This window comes from Streptomyces sp. BE20 (assembly GCF_036322525.1).
Lineage (GTDB): Bacteria > Actinomycetota > Actinomycetes > Streptomycetales > Streptomycetaceae > Kitasatospora.
Genome location: NZ_JAQYWW010001133.1, coordinates 1 through 20,654, shown reverse-complemented (window position 1 = coordinate 20,654; position 20,654 = coordinate 1). Strand labels below are relative to the sequence as shown.

Below are 20,654 nucleotides of genomic sequence, written 5' to 3'. Positions count from 1 at the left end.
CCGCGGGACGGCGCCGTGGTCCGGGCGGCGGCGAACCGGACCGGGCCCGGCGGTCAGGGCGTCCGCCCGTGGTGGCTCATGGAGCGTCGGAGGAGAGCCCCGAAGCCGAGGGCGTCGCGGAGTGACTCGGCGAGGGGGAAGGCCGGACGATGACGGGGGGTTCGGTCGAGGTGCCGGGTGCGGGGACGCTCGGCCGGACGATCACCGGGGGTTCGGTCGAGGTGCCGGGTGCGGGGACGCTCGGCCGGACGATCACCGGGGGTTCGGTCGAGGTGCCGGGCCCGGGGACGCTCGGCCGGACGGTCTGCGGATCCGCGGACGGCCTGCGCGTCCCGGTGGGGTTCGGCGCCGGGGAGGTTCGCACCGCTGCCGGGGCTTCGGCCGACCCCTTCGGAGCCGGCCCGGCGGAGCCGGTCCCGGGCGGCTGCGTCCCGGCGGCGGGCGTGCCGGAGACCGTCGGGGACTGCGCGCCGGAGGAAGGACGCAGGGTGGTGGGACCCGGCGGGCGGGACGCGGACGGTGACCCGCTCGCGGACGGCGACCCGGACGGGGTGGCGGCCTGGCTCTCGCCCGCTCCCTCGTCGCGGCCCACCTCGGGCCGGGGCGACTGCGTCGAGTCGTCGGGCGGGACATCTGCGGCGGTCGCCCCCGGCCGGGGCGCACTGCCTGCCGGGTTCTCGTGCAGCAGGGCCGCCGCGTTGCCCCCGACGAGAGCGCTCGCCGAGAGCGCCAGCGTCCACCACACGGCGCCGCGCGCACGGCGCCGCGGGCCGGTGAGGCTGACGGTCCCGCCCGCCGGAGACAGGTGACGCACGGCGAGCGGAGCCGCGGGCCCGCGGTGGATCACGACGGCGGTCTCCTGCTCCGGCCGGACGACCGGGATCTCCATCGTCGGGGCTTCGGAGGAACAGGAGCCGCAGAACGGGGCGAGCTGCTCGACCGAGGGCACCCGGCCGTCCGGCCACGCATCGGGGGAGGCCTGGAGAGCGGCGACGTAGCGGCACGTCAGACCGGCGATCAGGGCGGCTCGGGTACGCCAGACGTGGTCGGGGCCGACCTGATCGGTGGCGGCCTCGGTGGCGGCCGTGTCCGCGGCGGGGATCTCCCGTCGCCCGGCGGCCTGGACCATGGCCCGCAGGATCTCCCGCCGGCACGTCTCGGGCACGGAACTGAGCGCCGGGCCGGCCGGTTCCTGCGAGGGGTCGTGCGCTGCCTCCGGGTGGACGACGCCCTCCAGCGGACCGGCCGTTCGTGCGACGTCGGTGAAGGGGGTGCGGCCGTCCTCACCGGGACGGGAACCGGTAGCCGGCTCGCCCGGTGGCGGCACGTCGCCGCGGCGCCTGAAGGAGCTCCAGGACGTTGACGGCTCTCTCATCGTTCTCCCTTGTGTGGGCTCGGTGGGCAGCGGTCCGTGGGCGCAGGTCGCCCGTGGGGGAGGGCCGCGATCCGGTGTGCTCCCGCGGCGTCGCCGAAGCACGAGGGCGGCCTCCGGAACGCGGACGCCCACGGGAACGGGACGGCGGCGCGGGGTATTCGCCGCAGGTCAGGGCCGGCGACAGCCTTCGGGGTCGGGCTCCGGGGCCGGGGTGCCCGTCCTGGGCAGGCAGATGAAGCGGGAGTCGCCGGCGTCCTGGCTGAGGTAGCGGCCGATGCACCGGGCGCGGCCGTGCCGTGCGCAGAACGCGAGGGCGGCGTCGCCGTCCTGGAACGTTCCGGTGGCGTAGATCACCCAGTACCCGGGCTGGAGCGATCTCCAGTCGTCGCTGTTGAGGAGCTTGGCACCGGGGATGTCCCGTTGGAGGGCGAGCAGTTCCCGTGAGCGACTCTCCGGTGTGCTGGCGTGGGGGATCGCCGCGAGCTGGGCGATCCACAGGCCGGTCGCCGAGGGCGTGGCGGAGACGGAGACGAGGGGGGTGGTGGACGGGCCGGCGGTGCCGGAGGCGGGGGCGGACGGGCCCTGTCGGGCCGCGTACAGGGCGACGGCGACGGCGACGGCGGCGGCCAGGACGAGGGCGCCCAGCACGCCCGGCACCCGGAGGTGCGCGATGCCGGACGTTCGGCTCCGGCGCGCCGTCGGCCCGGTGGTACGGGACTCGGCGGCTGCGTCTCGGCCGTCGGCGGTGGCGGTGGACGGAGGGGGCGTGCGAACGGTGCTCGCGGCAGGGCGACGACCGGAGCCTTCCTCGGGGTCGCTGCCGTCGGGGTCGGGCCGGTACGGCCGCCCGTCGCCGACCGCCGAGAGTGTCCGGGCGGCCTCCTCGGCGGTCGGTCGTGCCTCGGGTTCCTTGCTGAGCAGGGCGCCGACGAGCGGAGCGAGGGGGCCCGCCCGGCGCATGGGCGGCGGCGGATCCTCCCGGATGGCGACCAGGGTCTCCCAGAGCGAATCGCGCCGCATCGGGTTCGTTCCCTCGACGCACATGTACAGCAGGACACCGAGCGACCACAGGTCACTGGCCGGTCCGACGGTGGCCGCTTCGGGACGGATCCGTTCCGGGGCGAGGTAGTCGGGTGATCCGATGAGGTCGCCGGTGGCGGTGAGGTCGAGGGCGTCACGCAGGTCGGCTATGCCGAAGTCGGTGAGGACGGCCCTGCCGTCGGGGCGGATCAGGACGTTGGCGGGCTTCACGTCGCGGTGCAGGACTCCGGCGGCGTGCGCGGCACGCAGGGCGGCCAGGACGTCGAGACCGGTACAGGCGGCCTGGGCAGGCGTCAGCGTACGCTCGTGCAGCAGGTCGCTGAGCGGGACGCCGGCGACGAACTCCATGACGAGCCACGGGTACGGGTGGCCGTCCACGAGCTCGTGGATCGTGACCGCATGGGGATGGTTGAGCCTGGCGAGGGCCTTGGCCTCGCGAATCGCCCGTTCGCGCATGTGGGCGACGCGCCCCCGGTCCTCGTGGCGGCCGGGCCGCATCTCCTTGACCGCGACGTCGCGGTCCAGCACCGGGTCGTGAGCCCGCCATACGGTCCCCATCGATCCGGACCCGAGGCGCTGCCTCAACTCGAAACGGCCGGCCACGACGTCGCCGACCGCCCCGGGTTCCCTCGTCATGCGGCTTCCTCGTGGGTCATGGGGTGGGCGGCTTCCGGGACGGACCGCCGGTGGTGGGCTGCGGCGGAGCGGCGAGGCCACCGGTGGCCTCGCCGAACCCCGGGGTTCGAGAGCTCCCGCCGCCGATCAGGCTCATCCGGCGGCGGACCGCGCGTACGAGGGGGTTGGACTCCGGCTCCGGGACGACGGTCAGCAGCATCGCCAGGAGGGCGGCCCCGGAGGCGGCCGCCTCGGCGTCGGGGACCTCCCGCCAGGACGCCGCCGCCTGACGCGCACCGAAGCGGGCCGGCCGGCTCGCCGGACCTTCGCGCTGCGCCCATCCGTCTGCGATCAGCGTCCAGAGCCCTGCCGCGCACCGGGCGTCTCCCGACAACCAGGCCAGGTCGGCGCGGACCTGGGCCACGGTGAGGGTGACGTGGTGGCGCGGGCCGAACGACGCGGCCACGGTGACGAGCAGGCTGTCCACCCGCTGGACGGCCAGGGCGAGGTCGTGGTTCCGCGCCGCGCTGAAGACCTGTGTCAGGGCATGGCGGTGCTCGGCGGGCAGGCGGTCGTCCGCATCTGCTCGCGCGGTGCTCTCGTCGGTGGTGCTCGGGAGCGGGGGTGCCGCGCGGGGGAAGCGCAGGCCGCACCGCCCGCCGGGGCCGATGTGCAGCCGAAGCCGCTGCTCGTCCTGGGCGTCCCGCTCCTCCCGCTCCTCCCGGTCCTCCCGGGCGGCGGCGGACCGGTCGGTGACGACGAGCCTGAGCCCGGGTGCCACCGGGCCCGGCCTGAAGGGACGCCCGCCCGTCTGACCACCCGGGGCCACGCATCGGCCGAGGACGGCGGAGCCCGGCTCGCCCGGCGTCCTGCGGATGGTCACGACGCCCCTCTTCGGCCGGCCGGGACGAGGACGACCGCTCCGGCGCGCGGAGCGAGGACTCGGCGCCCGGCCGGCGTCGGGGCGGCGTGGGCGCCGGCGCCGTAGGCCGGCCGGTGCGAGTGGCGGAAGGGCGACATGCGGGTGGCTCTCCTTCGGTGCGCGGCCGCTCCGGTCTCGGGCCGTCGGACGGCGGCCTGCCGGTACGGCGGGATCATGAGGGAGGAGTGCCGACCTGCACGGGAAACCCGCGCCGTTATCGAACAGTTGTGATCGATCGTCACGCGGGAGGGCGCAGCGGCCTGCGGGGCCCGCCCGACCGTGTGGTCCTGATTGCAGTTCGGTCGCAATGATGCGACGAGATGACCAGCATGTTGCGATTGTGTTGACACCTGCCTGCGGGGGAGTCAGGCTACCCCCCAATATGTTGATTCCCGTGTAACGGTGTCGCTTGCTGTTCGGTTCGGATTGAGGTCACTCCGGCTGGACCTGGGCGCGGGACCGCGCGGATGGCATCAAGGAACCCTGCATGAAAAGAGTGGGATCCGTTTGCGCGGGCCTTCTTGGCCTGCTTCTGTCGGTCGTGGTCTGGGCGCCGGCCGTACAGGCCGCGCCCGTCAGCACCTCGCCCGGGACCCAGTTCCCGGACACCGGAGGAGAGGGGGTGCAGGCACACGGTGGCGGCGTGATCAAGGTGGGTGAGTACTACTACTGGTTCGGCGAGGACCGCGGCGAGGACAACAAGTTCCGCTACGTGTCGGCCTACCGTTCCAAGGACCTGAAGGCGTGGGAGCCCCGGGGGCACGTGCTCACCCAGGAATCCTCCCCGGAGCTGGCCACGGCGCTGATCGAGCGGCCGAAGGTCCTCTACAACGACAAGACCGGCCAGTTCGTGATGTGGATGCACAAGGAGAACGACGACTCCTACGCCGAGGCCCGGGCCGCGGTGGCCGTCTCGTCCACGGTGGACGGCCAGTACGAGTGGAAGGGCTCGTTCCGTCCGAAGGACGCGTCGGGCGCCGAGCACATGTCGCGTGACATCACGGTGTTCGAGGACCGGGCCGCGGGCAAGGCCTACATGATCTCCTCCGCGAACAACAACGCCGACCTGCACATCTACGAGCTCACCGACGACTACACCCAGGTGAAGGACCTGGTGGCGAACCCCTGGCCGGGGGCCCACCGGGAGTCCCCCGCCCTGTTCAAGCGCGGGGACGTGTACTTCATGCTCACGTCCGGGACCAGCTACTGGGACCCCAACCAGCAGAAGTACGCCACCGCTCCGAGCCCCACCGGGCCGTGGACGCCGATGAGGGACGTCGGCAACAGCAACGGCCACCAGTCGCAGACCACGTTCGTGCTGCCCGTGGAGGGCAGTGAGACCACCTCCTACCTCTACATGGGCGACCGGTGGGCGGGTGTGTGGTCGGACCCGAAGCGGGTCAACGACTCCACCTACGTCTGGCTTCCGCTGGAGTTCCCGGACGCCACGACGATGATCCTCCCGTGGTACACCGACGTCTCGATCGACACGGCGACGGGCCGGATCCGCGGCGTGGGCGGGGACCCGCTCAACACCATGGCCGCCAAGAGCAGCGGCCAGTGTGCGACCGTTCCGGGCAGTGTCTCCGACAACGGCGTGGTGGTGGTCCAGGGTGCCTGCGACAGCGGACTGAACAGCCAGTGGCGGTTCACCGACAACAGCAACGGCTACGTCCGCGTGCTCGCCCAGCACAGCGGCAAGTGCCTCGACGTCTCGGACAACTCGGGCGCGAACGGGGCCGAGGTCAAGCAGTACGACTGCGGCTCCGGGGACAACCAGCGCTGGCGCTTCGAGAGCCTCGGCGACGGCAACGTCCGCATCGTCGCCAAGCACAGCAACAAGTGCCTCGACGTCAAGGACGGGTCCACCCAGGCCGGCGCCCACCTGGTCCAGTCGGACTGCGGCACCGGTGCCGGCCAGTCCTGGAAGGTCGCCAAGGTCGGCGCGCCGACCGACCCGACGAACCCGACCGACCCGACCGACCCGACGAACCCGCCCGGCGGCGGCACCCCCGGAAAGGTGGACCAGCGGATCAGCACCTCGGTCAGCGCCGGCGTGCTCACCATGACGGCCGCGACCGACGCCGTCCGGCTCCCCCCGGTCGCCTTCGGAGCGGGCGGCGCGTCGACCGGCACCCTGAACCCGGCGACCGTCAAGGACTTCCGCGGCGGGGCGGCGGGTTGGTCGCTCACCGGCAAGGTCACCGACTTCACCGGCCCGCGCGGCCGGATCGAGGCCGCGCGGCTGAGCTGGACCCCGACCTGTGCGACCAAGGCCGAGAGCCCGAGCACCTGCCAGGCCGGCAGCCCCGGGGTCATCGGCACCGACGGGGCGACGCTGGCGTCCGCCCCCGACGGCGCCCTGACCGGTGGAGAGTTCACCGCCGGTGCCTCCGTGTCCCTGGACGTTCCGAAGTTCACCCCCGTCGGTGACTACGCCGGAACGCTGACCCTCACCCTCCTCTGATCGCGCCCCGCGTGCCGGACGCCCCGGCGTCCGGCACGCGGTGCTCACGAAAGCTGACGAGCCATGCGCAGAGCACCCGTCGTCACCCTCCTCCTCGTCGTCCTGACGGCGCTGTCCCCCCTCCAGGCCCGGGCCGCGGACAACGGCGAATGGTCGGTCAAGCCGGCCGACTCCGAGATCACACCGCGCACGGCCTTCCAGCTCTCGGCGCGTCCCGGTACGACGTTCGCCGATCGCGCCGTCGTCACCAACACCACGGACGGCCCGCTGACCCTGCGCCTCCACGTCGCCGACGCCTACAACACGCCGCGCGACGGCGGGCTGGCGGTGCGCGGACGCGAGGAGACCCAGCGCGACGTCGGCACCTGGGGAAAGCCCGAGAAGGACGTCGTGACGGTCCCGGCCCACGCCGCGGTGACGGTCGGCTTCACCCTGACGGTCCCCGGTGACGCCTCGCCCGGTGACCACGTCGGTGCCCTCGTGGCCGTCGACGACCGGGTGCAACCGGGTGCCGGCTCCTACATCGGTGTCCAGCGCGGCGTCGGAGCCCGGATCTACCTGCGCGTCGAAGGACCGCAGATGCCGGCCCTGGCGGTCGAGGACCTGCACGTCACCGCGGACAACCCGCGCATCCCGTGGACCGGCGACAGCAGCACGACCGTGTCCTACACCCTGCACAACACCGGGAACGTGAAGCTCGACCCCCGGGCCTCCCTCCACGTCGGGGGAGTGTTCGCCGGAGGGCCCACGACGAGGCAGCTGACGAACGTCCCGGCCGAACTGTTCCCCGGCGAGAAGGTGCAGGTGACGGAGTCCTGGCCGGGGGCGCCCACGGGCTGGGGCGACGTCACGGTCACGGCGACCGCGAACGGGGTCGGGGCCAGCGGATCCGACGACTTCCTCGAAGTGCCGTGGATCCTCGCCGGACTCCTGGCCCTTCTCAGCGCAGGGTTCACCGTCCTGCTGGTCAGGCGCCGCAGGCGCGCGGCGGCCCGTGGGCAGGCGTCCGGCGCACCCGCATCCGCGTGAGCCCCTCGCCGGCCCGCCCGGCGCCGGTACCGGGCCGCCGACGGCGGAGCCGGGGCGGCGAGCCGCAGCGATTCGTCACGGAGGGTTGCGGAGGCGAAGGACAGTGCGACCGTCTGGCCCGTTCCGGGGCTCCCGCGCGGTCACTCCTTGCCAGCACCGTGACAAAGCAGGATAAATAGGGACTATGAACCCTCGTGTGGGCGGTAGCCACGGGAGCCGTCCGGCCGGCGTCCGTACCGGCGGCGGTGCCGGTGTGCCCGGGACCGCCGCCGATCACGGGCGGCCCGCGGAGGACGGCGGCGAGGCGCGGGGCGACCCCGCGCCGGAGTCTCCGCTGCCGGGCAGGGCGGCCGACCACAGCTTCGCCCGGGAGGTCTTCCTCCTCCAGCTCGTGATGGTGGTGCTCCTGGTCGCCGCCGCCGTGGCGGCCCTCGTGGTCCAGTCACAGCGCGCCACCCTGACCGACGCCCGGCACCGCACCCTCGCCGCCGCCCAGTCCTTCGCCCATGCGCCGGGGCTCCTGGAAGCCCTGGAGGGCGACACCCCCACCGCGACCCTCCAGCCGCTGGCCGAGGAGGCCCGGACGGCCGCCGGCATCGACGCGCTCATCGTGTACCGGCTCGACGGAACCACCCTCACGCACAGCGACACCTCGCAGCTGGGCAAGCACGTCATCGGCCCGTACGCGGAGGCCGCCGAGGGCAGGGCCTTCACCAGCACCTTCGACGGTGCGCTGGGCCGCTCGGTGGTGTCGGCCGTCCCCGTCAAGGACGCCGCCGGCAACGTGGTGGCCATCGTCTCCGCCCCGGTCACGGTCGAGTCCGTACAGAACTCGGTGGACCGGCAGCTGCCCGTCCTCCTGATCGGCGCGGGGGTCGCCGCCGCTCTCGCGGCCGGCTGCGCGGCCCTGGTGAGCCGTCGGCTGCGACGCCAGACGCGGGGGCTGGGCCCGGCCGCGATGACCCGGATGTACGAGCACCACGACGCCGTCCTGCACGCGGTGCGGGAGGGCGTCCTGATCACCGACGACAGCGGCCGCCTGCTCCTGGCCAACGACGAGGCCCGCCGGCTCCTCGACCTCCCCGCGGACGCGGAAGGCCGCCGGATCGACGCCATCGGGCTCGACGCCGACACCGCCGAGCTCCTGGCCTCGGACCGGATCGCCGACGACGAGGTCCACCTGGCGGCGGACCGCCTGCTGTCCCTCAACAAGCGGCCCACCACGCCCACCGGGGTACACGGCACCAGCGTGGTCACCCTGCGTGACACCACGGAGCTGCGCGTGCTGGCGGGCAGGGCGGAGCTGGCCAGGGAGCGGCTGAGACTGCTCTACGACGCCGGGATGCGGATCGGTTCGACGCTCGACGTGGTGCGGACCGCGGAGGAGCTGGCGGAGGCCGCCGTCCCGGGCTTCGCCGACATCGCCACCGTGGAGCTGCAGGACCCGGTGCTGCACGGCGACGCCCCGGACGGGGCCACCACCGAGCTGCGCCGCAGCGCCGTCGCCGGACTCGCGGAGGACCACCCGCTCTACCCCGTCGGGCGGCTGATCGACTTCGCGCCGGGCACACCCATGGCGGCGAGCGTGCGTGACGGCCGGGCCGTCATCGAGCCCGACCTGGTGGCCACCACGGGCTGGCGGACCCAGGACCTCGAACGCGCCCGGCAGATCCTCGACTACGGGATCCACTCGCTGATGGTGGTCCCGCTCCAGGCCCGCGGCGTGACGCTGGGGCTGGTGAACTTCTGGCGCACGCAGAACTCCCCGCCGTTCGACGACGAGGACCTCGCCTTCGCCCGGGAGGTCGGCGGCCGGGCCGCGGTCTGCATCGACAACGCCCGCCGCTACAGCCGCGAGCACACGATGGCGGCGACCCTCCAGCGCAGCCTGATGCCCCGGGAGCTGCCGGATCAGGAGGCCCTGGACGTGGCCCACCGGTACCTGCCCGCGCAGGCGGGCGTGGGGGGCGACTGGTTCGACGTGATCCCCCTGCCGGGCGCCCGGGTCGCCCTGGTGGTCGGCGACGTGGTCGGCCACGGGCTGCACGCCGCCGTCACCATGGGCCGGCTCCGCATCGCCGTCCACAACTTCTCGGCCCTGGACCTCCCGCCGGACGAACTGCTCGGCCACCTGGACGACTTGGTGGCCCGCATCGACGGCGAGGAGGGCGACGGCCCGGACAGCTCCCAGGTGATGACGGGAGCCACCTGCTTCTACGCCGTCTACGACGCGGTCGGCGGACGGGTCAGCGCCGCCACCGCCGGCCACCTCCCGATGGCGGTGGCCCACCCCGACGGCACCGTCGAGTTCGTGCGCCCGCCCGTCTCCCCTCCGCTGGGCCTCGGGGCCGGCATGCCCGTCGAGGCCGTCGAACTGGCCGTGCCCGAGGGCTCCCGACTGGTCCTCTACACCGACGGCCTGCTCGCGGCCCGGGACCGCGACGTGGACGCCGCCATGAGCGCGCTGGACGACGTGCTCGGCGGGCCGGTCCGCCCTCCGGAGGAGACCTGCGACAGCGTGATCGAGTCGATGCTGCTCGCACGGCCCGTCGACGACGTCGCCCTCGTGGTGGCGCGGACCCGGCTCCTGGCGCGGGACCGCGTCGCCGAATGGGACGTACCGAGCGACCCCGAGGCCGTGGGCCCGGTGCGCAGAGCCTGTGCCCGCCGGCTGGCCGACTGGGGCCTGGAGCACATCGGCTTCGGCACCGAGCTCATCCTCAGCGAACTGATCACCAACGCCGTGCGGTACGGCGCGGAGCCCATCCACGTCCGGCTGCTCCTCACCCAGACCCTGGTCTGCGAGGTCTCCGACGGGAGCAGCACCGCCCCGCACATCCGCCGGGCGGCGGACACCGACGAGGGCGGACGCGGCCTGTTCCTCGTCGCCCGCTACGCCGAGCGCTGGGGGACCCGCTACTCGCCGAGGGGCAAGACCATCTGGACCTCCCAGTCGCTCACCGGCGGTGCGCCGGCCGAGGAGCTCTCGGAGGACGCCCTGCTCGGCCAGTGGGACGATCTGGAGATCTGACCGTTACGGAGTGCGACGGTCCTCGGCGCCTCGGCCCGTGCGGGAGCGGGCGGAGAAGCGCGGGGCGGCCGAGTAGGCTCGAAGGCGCGCACATCGCGTCACCGCTGAACCCCTCAGGAGGCGTCGTGGCCCGCGTACCCCGCCGCGTTCACGTGCTCGCCGTCTGCGGCTGCCTGGCAGCGCTGGGCCTCGCCGGCTGCGGCGGGGACGGCGACCGGGCACCGGTGGAGCCGGGCCTGTCCGTCTCGGCCCGGGACGCGGGCGGGATGGACGCACTGGTCGCGGCGGCCCGGGCGGAGGGCAGGCTCAACGCCACCACGCTGCTGCGGCACTGGGCGAACTACGGCGGTCTGATCGACGGCTTCACCGCGAAGTACGGGATCGAGGTCGTCGTCGACAACCCGTTCGGCTCCAGCCAGGAGGAGATCGAGGACATCAAGCGCTACCGGGGCCAGGACCGTGCACCCGACGTGCTCGACCTCGGCGACACCTTCGCCCAGTCCGCGGCGAGGGAAGGTCTGCTGGCCACGTACAAGCCCGAGGCGTTCGGCCGGATCCCGGCCCCGCAGAAGGACGCCGCCGGCCGCTGGTACAACAGCTACGGCGGCTACGTGGCGATCGGTTGCGACGCGAACCGGGTCCGGACCTGCCCGGTGTCGTTCGCCGACCTGCTCAAGCCCGAGTACAAGGGCATGGTCGCGCTGAACGGCAACCCCACCACCGCGGGGTCGGCCTTCGCCGGGGTGTTCGCGGCGGCCCTCGCGAACGGGGGCTCGTTCGACGACGTCGCGCCGGGTGTCGACTTCTTCGCCCGACTCGATGCCGTCGGCAACTACAACCGGGCCAACCCCAACCCGGCCGCGATCGCCCGCGGCGAGACGCCCATCAGCATCGAGTGGGACTTCCTCAACCTCTCGCACACCCGGGAGCTCGCCGGAACCGGCGTCGACTGGCAGGTCTCCATCCCGTTCGACGGCAGCTTCTCGCAGTACTACGCCCAGGCCATCAACAAGGATGCCCCGCATCCGGCCGCCGCCCGCCTCTGGGCGGAGTACCTGGCGAGCCCGGAGGGCCAGAACCTGAGGCTCGTCGACTTCGCGCGTCCCGTCCTGATGGAGAGCATGGCGAAGAACGGCACCCTCGACAAGTCCCTCGCCTCGAAGCTGCCGACGGTCGAGGGCACGCCCGCCTTCCCCTCGGAGGCCCAGCTGAACACGGCACTGCAGTACGTCCGGCAGAACTGGGCCAAGGACGTTCCCGTCCGGTGACGCCGGTCCGGCCGGGACTCCGTGGTGCCGGGCGGTCGTGCCCCCACCTCACCGACCGGTGCCTTCGGCCGAACGTCCCGCAACGGCCCCGGAACGGTCGTCGACGGGATCGCGCCCACGCCGGGGCGGCCGACCGACCTCGTCGACGGCGGCCGACCCGCCGGCCGGGCCGGAACGCGCGGCTGCGCCGGCCGCGACCGGCGCAGCCGCGTCTACCGCTGCGTCAACCGTCCTGCGGTGCTTGCCCGGCCCGGCACCGCGGCCCTGCCGCCGACTGTTCGAGGGCCGCTCTCGTCCGGGCGCCGTACATCGCGTGGGCGCGTTCGTCACCGCGGATGCCGGCGGCCTGCTGGAAACCGATGAGGATTCGCTCGGTGGCGGCGTCGAAGCGGCCGCGTTCGAACGCCGAATCGGCGGGTGCGCATCCGACCTTCACCAGCAGCTTCTGCAGTCGCACCACCTCGGGTCCGCTGTCGCCCAGCCGGAGCGCACGTGCCGGCGAGGACTCCGTCGCCGAGGGCGAGGGGGACGGCTGCGCGGTGGGCCTGGCGGTGGGCGGGGCGGAGGGCGTCGTCGAGGGCGGGGCGGACGGCGCGGTGGTGGAGGGCCGGGCGGACGGCGTGCTCGGCGGACCGGGTATGTCGAGTCCGCTCGGTAAGACCGGGGCGGCGGTCGCGGACGGCGACGGACCGGCGGACGGGCCGGTGTTCGCGGTGGGCGACGCGGACGCGGTCCTGGACCTGCGCGGGCTCGGCGTCCGTTGGGCCGGTGGCGATTCGGGCGCGGGTGGAAGCGGTTCGACGCTCGCCTCCGTCGGCCCCGGTTCGACGTCGTCCGCAGCAACCGGAGTCCGGTCGGCCGTCGGCGGCTCGGTGACGTGACCCGCCCGCGTGTTGTCGGCCATCGCCAGCCCGAGGGCCAGCGCGACCGTTCCCACACCGGCGGCGCCGACGGCGATTCGGCGGCGGAGGGCCGTGTGCCGGGCCGGCCTGGAGGCATGGCGGTGGGCGGGGCCGATGTCGATCTCGTCCGACGACTCCGGAGAAGGCGTCGGCTCCGAGAGGTCCGGTGAGAGGTCGGGCGCGAGGGCGGGTGAGGAGGCGGGCGCGGTGGCGGTCACGGGCTCCGGCCGTGCGTCGGCGGCGGGCCCGAAGCGCGCCAGCAGGCCGTTTCGCAGGTGGTCGCCCTCCCAACGGTGGATCGCCCGAAGATCGCCCAGTGCCCCGCGGCAGCGGCCGCACTGGGCCAGGTGGGCAGCAGTTCCCATCGAGGGAGCCGTGTCGGTGTCGGCCGCTTCCGCGATCAGGGCGGCCAGATGGCGGCACCGGCGCTCGGGCGCGCCGACGGCGTGGATGCGGATGTACGCGTCGGCGAGGATCCTGCGGGCCCGCTCGGAGGGGCCCGGTGATGCCGCCGGTGTCCGGTCGGGTCCGGTGACCGGGGCGAGCGCCTGCCACAGCTCCGCGGCCGGGAGGTCCGTGAGCTGTGCCAGCGCGGCCTGCAGCGGACTCTCCTCCTCGGCGGCGACGGCGTCGCGGTGGCTCCGGTGTGGTGTGCTGCGGGCGGACAGCCACGCCCGGAAGTCCGGTGACAGGTCGTCACCCCGCCCGGTGTCGGCCCAGTCGGCCGCGAGCCGCCTCGTCTCGCCGAGCAGGAGGCAGATCCAGGACGAACTCCGGGCCTGCTCGCGGGGCGCGCTGTCGACCGCCCCGTCGAGGACGTCGGTCGCCAGGGTGTGCGCGGCCCGCGGGGTCGCGCACAGCTCTCCGGCGTAGGCCAGCACCACGTCGCCGTACCTGAGCGTCCGTTCCCTGGCCACGGCCCGCCGGGCGGACGAGGAGGGCGGCATCCCGCCGGGTTCCGTGTCGTTGAGCGGCCTGAGTGGAGATGACATGAGGGTCCTTGGTGACAGCGGCCTCGCGTCGGCGTTCACAGCCGGAAGGCGGTGCTCGGCCGGCACACCGGATCCGTGTCGCAGTCGGCGGATCGCAGCCGCAGGGTCTCGTCCACCTTCCCGGTGCCCTGCGAGGCGAGGAGCAGCCCGGAGGCACGATGGCGAAGAGCGCTCTCCCCGCCCGTGAGGTCGACGACCTGCCACGACTGGCGGGCGTTCTCGCCGCACGTCTGCTGCGAGACGACGGCGCCGACGGTCCCGGCCGATTCCAGGCAGGCGCCGTTCACGGCGCTGATGAGCCGGGTGCCGCCGGACCGGTCGGCGCGCACGATCCACAACTGGTAGTCCGACGCCTCGCACGGCATCAGGTACGGAAGTCCGGCCGTCGATTCGGAGTCCTCGACCTCGCCGCAGTTCCCCGTCGCGGCGAGGCGCAGCCGGACCCGACGGTCCCCGGGAAGTGTGGCGGGTGGCGTGGAGGCCGAGTACACACTGGCCGACAGCCCTCCGCCCCGCCCGGTCGCGGCCACGCTTCCCGGCGGCTTGGTCGTCGCGGACGGGGATCCGGTCCGGGTGGTGGGGCTCGGCGGCGCCGCCGTGGCGGGGGACGCCGGAGCGTCCGGTGCGCGCGTCGCCCGGTCGTGGGCCGGCGGGGAGGTCGGCGACGAGGCGACCGGGAGGACCGGGACGGTCGCGGGGGTCGGGTCCGCGGGGACGGCCGGGCGGCTCGCGGCACCGTCCGCCGGAGTGGAGGACAGGACCGGAGGCCGCGCACCTGCGGGCTGTTCCGGCTGCGGCGATGCGAGGTACGGCGTCAGCGCGATCGCCGCGACGACGGTGGCGCCGGCCGTCAGGGCGCCCGCTACCGCCTTGCCGGTGCTGGTGCCCGTGCCCGTGCGCGGGGTGGAGGGTGGCGCGTGCTGTGGCTGCGGGGCGGGCGGGTGGCCGGACCCGGTGTGTGGCGCGAGCGTGGGCACGGACGCCTCGCCGCCGGACCACGGTCCGATGAAGGCCACCGCGGCGAGGCGCAATCTCCGGTTGACGTCCTGCAGTTCCTCGTCGCAGCGCCGACAGGCCGGGCACTCGTCGAGGTGCCGCGTCAGGGCCTTGGGCCGCCGTTGCGAGGTTCCGCGGACCCGTGCGGTGAGCTGGCTCGCGTAGACCTGGCACTCCGCCGACTGCGCCGTGGACAGGTGCGCCGACAGGTAGGCGGTGCGCAGGCCCTCCCGGGCGCGTGCGGCGAGCGAGGAGAGTCCGCTTGCCGAGAGACCGAGCAGGGATGCCACTTCCTCCGTCGGGCGCCGCTCGACCACCGAGTGCCACAGCACCGATCGCCACCGCTCCGGGAGGGAGCGGTACGCCGTGACGATCAGCTCGTGCTCGGTGGACGCGGCGACGATCTGGTCGGGGGAGGGGGCGTGATCGGCCTCGTCCGCCCAGTCCTGGACGTCGTCGGTGGGGAAGGAGCGCCGGTCGCTCGTCGCCCACGCCGCCGCGGTGTTGCGGACGACGGTGAGCAGGTAGGGGCGCCAGTTGTCCGTCGGCCCGCTGCCCGCCCGCACGGCGGCCAGAGTTCGGACGAAGGCCTCGCTAGCCAGGTCCTCGGAGCGGTGGTCCATGCCGCCCAGCGAGCGCGCGTAGCCGAGCGCGGCACGGTGGTGGCGCTCGAAGAGAGTCCCCACGACGCTGTCGTCCCCGGCCCGCAGTCGGGCGATCAGGCCGGCGTCGGAATCGGTGTCGGAACCGGACGGGGACGGGGACGGGCCGGGCTCGACGGCCGTCCCGCGGCGGGGGGTGGGCTCGGGAGCGTCGTCGGCCGGGTGCGGCGGCTGGGGCATGGTGGTCCTTGAGGAGGGTGCGGGCGTTCGGCGGATCGTGGGGCGGACGGATCAGGGCCCGCCCTGATGGTCGGAGCGCCGATGAGCTGCGGAGGGACCGGAGCCCTCTGGACGCGCGGCCGCCCGGCGACCGTCCGCACCGTGTCGAGCGCTGTGCCGCAGTGCGTCACGCTGCCTCTGACATCGACGACACGGTCGGACGGCACAGCACACTCCTCGGAACCAGGGGACTCGAACAGGTGGAGTCGGGACCGCCGCCGGCGTCCCGCTGCGTTGCGCGATCGTTACCCGGCGGGCGGGGCGGGGTACCGGGGCCTGTCGCGGCGACGGCGGCTGAGTGGGCAAATCGAACGCGAAGCATCAGAAAAGAACAGGTTCGGACGGTCGGGGGGCTATAACATCGTCGGCTCGGTGTCGTCGTCAAGTCCGGCAGCCGGGAGTCGACTGCCGGACAGGCGGGCGATGCCGTGCGGAGGCCGGGGCCGCGAAGCCGACGCGAGGAGTCCGGCAGGGTGTTCACGATCCGTCGGAACCAGGCATCGCGATTCGGCCCCGTCGCTCGGGCAGGCGCTGGCAGCAGGCGTCGACGGCAGGCGTTGGCGGGGGCCGCAGGCGGCGGGCCGTGGCGACCGACGAGCCGATTTCCGCCCGATTCGGCAGGCGATCGGTTGGGGAAGTGCCCGGCGCGCCCGGAATTCGTCGACCCCGGTTCTCGGGCAACCCGCCCGGTGCGCGGGATTCGACGAGGATGCCGGTGTGTGGTGAATTCCAGGCGGGAATACCGAGGCGGGAGCGAGGGGCCGGATTCGCCCCCCCGGGTGAATCGGCGGGCATGGGCGGCCGGGTCCGCCCTTGCCCGCGACGAGCTGCACGTCGTCCGGGGCGGTCGGCCACGGCGCGGCATGACGGTCGGTAGTCGGGCCCTCGTGCGGAGTGAACGACACGGCCCCGGCAGGGGACGGCCGCGGCGACACGCCGCCCCGGCGGCCCGGACTACCCACGACTACGGAGGGGGGTACCTACGGTTCGGCGAACCAGGGTGAACTTGGGTGGCCGTGGTGCTGGACCGGCTCGCCCCTGCGGGCTTTGCTGGAAGTAGAGATTTCGCCCGCGATGACCGGGCGCCGCCCGAGGGAGAAAGTCATGGCCACGAGAATTCGGCCCGTTGTGAGCCGGCCCACCGCCATCTATCTTCGGTGCTACCCGTGCGACGCGGTGCTGATGCTCGACTACTGGCAGCTCCTCGAACGCTATTCCGTCGATTCCGGGCTGGGCGAGGCGACGCTGTTCATGGACAACGGCCGACGGTCGACCGAGCCCCTGGCGGCGCTGGCCGCACTGACCCGCGCCGTCGAGGCGGGTGTCTGCGACACCGTGCTCATCCCCGGTCCCTTCGTGTTCTCCCTGGACGACGCGGTGGCCGCGGCGACCATCCGGAGGCTGGAGGAGGCGGGAGGGCGGGTCGTGGAGATGGCGCGGTCCTCGCACTCCCACGGAGCGCCGGTCAGGGACGTGGTCACGGTTCGCTGACGGTACGCCCGCCGCCGGCCGCGAGATCCGATCGCGGCCGGCTTCGCGCGCGTCCGGGGTCTTGATCCGGCCTTCCCTTTGCGTGCGGCCCGCGCGGCCCCGTCGCGGATGCCCGGACCGCGCCCGTGTGCGGGTCATGTCCGAACGCGAAGGAACAGGATTCACCATGCGTCAGGGGTAGTGCTCACCGCCGTCCTCACCGCGACCCCGGACGTTCCCCTGCGAAGCCGTCACCGAGGCTCCCCCCGGGTCCGGCGGCCGGAGCGGCCGGGGCGCCCCGGCCTCCCGTGGACGCCGCGGCGCCGAACTCTCCCCGCGCGAACGCCGGGTGGCCGGACCTGCTCGTCCCGTGCCCCCTGGCCTGCCCCGTCGGGCGGTCGCGGCAGGGGCGGCGAGCCGCCCCGGGAGGGCTGCCGGCGGGGCGCGCCGCCCGCCGACGCTCGCCCTTCAGTCGGTCCGCATGGCCATGGTGACAATGTTCGCGCAAACATGTCATGCTTCCTCCAACCTGCCGCACCCATCAATGCCCTTCTGTCAAAGGGCACTTGCGTGCGTGCCGTCGTTTCGGCCGCCGACCCGGACGCCCTCCGTCCGGCTCGTCCGGTCCCGCTTCGGTCGAGTCCGCTGTCGGCCGGCCCCACGAGGAGTTCCGTTGACACGTTCCCCCCACAAACCGTCCGGCGTGAGTGCGCTGCTGCTCGGCGCCGCCATGATCGCCGTCGTCCTGCCCGGCGGCGCCGCCGGCGCCGCCACGGCCGGATCGGGCGCCACCACCGTGACCGCCGTCCAGCGGGAAGGCGCCGGTCAGGGCGCTTCCGGAGGCCCCGCCGCCCGGGCGGGCGCCCTGCCCGCAGCGCTGAACCCGGACGAGCAGGCCTCGATGGTGGCCGACGCCCTGGCGCGCCGCTCCGCCACCGCCGAAGCCCTGGGCCTCGGCGCGGAAGAGGAGTTACTGCCGAAGTCCGTCAGCAAGGACGCGGACGGCACGCTGCACACCCGGTACGACCGCGCCTTCGCCGGACTCCCCGTGCTCGGCGGCGACCTGGTCGTCCACACGGCGGCCGACGGCACCGTCAAGGGCGTCGACAAGGCGACGAGCGCGCCCATCGCGGTCACCGCCGCCCTCGCGACCGTCACCGCGGAGACCGCCAACGCCCGCGCGCTGGAGCGCGCCGAGGCCGAGGGCGGGACGAACGCGAAGGTCGAGTCCGTCCGCAAGGTCGTGTGGGCCGCGTCGGGCAGGCCGGTGCCGGCCTGGGAGAGCGTCGTCGGCGGCATGCAGCACGACGGCACCCCGGCGGAGCTGCACGTCATCACCGACGCCGCCACCGGCGCCCACCTGTTCGACTACCAGAACGTCAGGAACGGTACCGGCAACAGCCAGTACTCCGGCCAGGTCGCCATCGGCACCAAGGAGGCCGGCGGTGCCCACACGATGACCGACGACACCCGTGGCGGGCACCGGACGTACGACCTGGAGCACAGCGAGGACGACCGGGCCACGGGCACCCTCTTCACCGACCCCGACGACGTGTGGGGCAACGGCCGGCCCGACCAGGCGCAGACCGCCGGCGTCGACGCGGCCTACGGCGCGCAACTGACCTGGGACTACTACAAGAACGTCCAGGGCCGCAACGGCGTCAGGAACGACGGAGTCGCCGCCACCAGCCACGTCCACTACGGCAACGGCTACGTCAACGCCTACTGGTGGGACGTCTGCTTCTGCATGACGTACGGCGACGGCGACTACAACGCCAACCCGCTCACCTCGGTCGACGTCGCCGCCCACGAGATGACGCACGGCGTCACCTCCCACACGGCCGGCCTGATCTACAGCGGCGAGTCCGGCGGCCTCAACGAGGCCACCTCCGACATCATGGCCACCGCAGTGGAGTTCTGGGCCAAGAACCCCGCCGACCCGGGTGACTACCTGATCGGCGAGAAGATCAACATCGACGGTGACGGCAAGCCGCTGCGCTACATGGACAAGCCCTCCAAGGACGGCGCCTCCAAGGACTACTGGTACTCCGGCATCGGCTCCACCGACGTCCACTGGTCCTCCGGCCCGGCCAACCACTGGTTCTACCTGGCCTCCGAGGGCAGCGGCACCAAGATCGTCGACGGCGTCACCTACGACTCCCCGACCGCCGACGGCCGACCGGTGAACCCGATCGGACGCGACGTCGCCGCGACCATCTGGTACCGGGCGCTGAGCACCTACATGACCTCCTCCACCGACTACGCGGGTGCTCGCACCGCCACCCTCCGGGCCGCCGCCGACCTGTACGGCGCCGACAGCCCCACCTACCGCAACGCCGCCAACGCCTGGGCCGCCGTCAACGTCGGACCCCGCATCACCACCGGCGTCACCCTGGTCAATCCCGGCAACCAGGTCACCCGGACCGGCACCGAGGTGAACCTTCGGACCGAGGCCACCAGCAGCAACCCCGGCGCGCTCACCTACACCGCCACCGGTCTGCCCGCCGGTCTGACGATCGACTCCGCCAGCGGTCTGATCTCCGGCACCCCCACCACCCAGGCCACGAGCACCGTCACGCTCACGGCCGCGGACTCCACCGGAGCCCACGACGTCCTGTCGTTCTCCTGGATCACCTACACCGTCGGCCAGTGCGCCACGGCCCAGCTGTTCGCCAACCCCGGCTTCGAGGACGGCCCCGTCGCGTGGACGGCCTCGAACCGCAGGACCATCGACTCCACCAACCCCTACACCCCGCCGCGCAGCGGCTCGTGGAAGGCGTGGCTGAACGGCTACGGCGGCACCAGCACCGACACGCTGTCCCAGACCGTCCACATCCCCTACGGCTGCCGGGCCACGCTGTCCTTCTGGGTGGACATCAGCACCAGCGAGGAAACCACGACGGTTCCCTACGACAAGCTGACCGTCCAGGTCGGCGACACCGTGCTCGCCACCTGGTCCAACCTGGACGCGACCACCGGGTACGTCGAGAAGAGCGTCGACCTGTCCTCGTACGCGGGTCAGTACGTCGACGTGCGGTTCGTGGGCCGGGAGGACCTCGCCGCCCGAACCACGTTCCTGATCGACGACGCCGCGGTCACCCTCGGCAACTGACCGACCCGCCGGGCCGGTGGGAGCGCCGGTCCCCGGACCCACGTCAGGTCCGCGCACGAGCGGAGGACCGCGGGAAACCGCGGCTTCCCCCGGGTGTCCGCCGCCCACCGGGCGGCGGACACCCGGGGGCGTATCGGGGGAGTACCGGGTTCGCCCGGGGCCGATCCGCGGGAGGGACCGACCGGCGCCGGCACATCGCCACCCGGACACGGTCCCTCCTCGCGCCGGTCAGATGTCGGGGCCTTCCAGCATTTCGGTGACGAGGGCCGCGATCGGTGAGCGTTCGGAGCGGGTGAGGGTGATGTGGGCGAAGAGCGGGTGGCCCTTGAGCTTCTCGACGACGGCGACGACGCCGTCGTGGCGGCCGACCCGGAGGTTGTCGCGCTGGGCGACGTCGTGGGTGAGGACCACCCGTGAGCCCTGGCCGATCCGGGAGAGGACGGTGAGCAGGACGTTGCGTTCCAGCGACTGCGCCTCGTCCACGATCACGAAGGCGTCGTGCAGGGAACGCCCGCGGATGTGGGTGAGCGGCAGGACCTCCAGCATCCCCCGG

13 protein-coding genes and 1 pseudogene are annotated in these 20,654 nt (G+C 73.6%); 7 read left to right on the top strand and 7 right to left on the bottom strand.

Annotated elements, in window-relative coordinates; translation table 11 throughout:
- Positions 1 to 76: 76 nt before the first annotated feature.
- The 4 genes from PUR61_RS34860 to PUR61_RS34845 form a co-directional block, all read right to left on the bottom strand.
- Positions 77 to 1,375, bottom strand: coding sequence for a hypothetical protein (locus PUR61_RS34860; protein WP_329883544.1), 1,299 nt, complete (start codon positions 1,373 to 1,375; stop codon positions 77 to 79).
- A 168-nt stretch (positions 1,376 to 1,543) separates the two neighbouring features.
- Positions 1,544 to 3,052, bottom strand: coding sequence for a serine/threonine-protein kinase (locus tag PUR61_RS34855; protein WP_329883543.1), 1,509 nt, complete (start codon positions 3,050 to 3,052; stop codon positions 1,544 to 1,546).
- Positions 3,053 to 3,068: 16 nt separating this feature from the next.
- Positions 3,069 to 3,812, bottom strand: a complete 744-nt coding sequence (locus PUR61_RS34850) for a hypothetical protein (RefSeq protein ID WP_329883542.1) — start codon at positions 3,810 to 3,812, stop codon at positions 3,069 to 3,071.
- Between the two features lie 98 nt (positions 3,813 to 3,910).
- A complete protein-coding gene (locus PUR61_RS34845) occupies positions 3,911 to 4,051 on the bottom strand; it encodes a hypothetical protein (RefSeq protein WP_329883541.1) in 141 nt (46 codons plus the stop codon).
- A 389-nt stretch (positions 4,052 to 4,440) separates the two neighbouring features.
- Between PUR61_RS34845 and PUR61_RS45615 the strand changes: the two are divergent.
- The 5 genes and pseudogenes from PUR61_RS45615 to PUR61_RS34820 all read left to right on the top strand — a co-directional run.
- Positions 4,441 to 5,211, top strand: a pseudogene (locus tag PUR61_RS45615) (family 43 glycosylhydrolase); the annotation flags it as partial.
- 9 nt (positions 5,212 to 5,220) lie between these two features.
- The gene (locus PUR61_RS45610; protein WP_443034413.1) at positions 5,221 to 6,420 is read left to right on the top strand and encodes an RICIN domain-containing protein; all 1,200 of its coding nucleotides are present in this window, start codon (positions 5,221 to 5,223) and stop codon (positions 6,418 to 6,420) included.
- A gap of 63 nt (positions 6,421 to 6,483) precedes the next feature.
- On the top strand, positions 6,484 to 7,449 hold the full coding sequence (locus PUR61_RS34830) for a WxL protein peptidoglycan domain-containing protein (protein WP_329883540.1): 966 nt from the start codon (positions 6,484 to 6,486) through the stop codon (positions 7,447 to 7,449).
- A gap of 394 nt (positions 7,450 to 7,843) precedes the next feature.
- Entirely contained in the window at positions 7,844 to 10,480 is a 2,637-nt protein-coding gene (locus PUR61_RS34825; protein WP_329883553.1) for a SpoIIE family protein phosphatase, read from the top strand.
- A gap of 125 nt (positions 10,481 to 10,605) precedes the next feature.
- Positions 10,606 to 11,748, top strand: coding sequence for an extracellular solute-binding protein (locus tag PUR61_RS34820; RefSeq protein ID WP_443034411.1), 1,143 nt, complete (start codon positions 10,606 to 10,608; stop codon positions 11,746 to 11,748).
- A gap of 223 nt (positions 11,749 to 11,971) precedes the next feature.
- Here the strand turns inward: PUR61_RS34820 and PUR61_RS34815 are convergent, their stop codons facing one another.
- Positions 11,972 to 13,642, bottom strand: a complete 1,671-nt coding sequence (locus PUR61_RS34815) for a hypothetical protein (RefSeq protein WP_329883539.1) — start codon at positions 13,640 to 13,642, stop codon at positions 11,972 to 11,974.
- A gap of 35 nt (positions 13,643 to 13,677) precedes the next feature.
- Entirely contained in the window at positions 13,678 to 15,480 is a 1,803-nt protein-coding gene (locus tag PUR61_RS34810) for a sigma-70 family RNA polymerase sigma factor (protein WP_329883538.1), read from the bottom strand.
- Positions 15,481 to 16,623: 1,143 nt separating this feature from the next.
- Between PUR61_RS34810 and PUR61_RS34805 the strand changes: the two genes are divergently transcribed.
- The gene (locus PUR61_RS34805) at positions 16,624 to 17,010 is read left to right on the top strand and encodes a hypothetical protein (protein ID WP_329883537.1); all 387 of its coding nucleotides are present in this window, start codon (positions 16,624 to 16,626) and stop codon (positions 17,008 to 17,010) included.
- Positions 17,011 to 17,719: 709 nt separating this feature from the next.
- Entirely contained in the window at positions 17,720 to 20,101 is a 2,382-nt protein-coding gene (locus tag PUR61_RS34800; protein ID WP_443034412.1) for a M4 family metallopeptidase, read from the top strand.
- Between the two features lie 228 nt (positions 20,102 to 20,329).
- Here the strand turns inward: PUR61_RS34800 and PUR61_RS34795 are convergent.
- A partial coding sequence (locus PUR61_RS34795; RefSeq protein WP_329883535.1) for a PhoH family protein occupies positions 20,330 to 20,654 on the bottom strand: 325 nt, incomplete at its 5' end.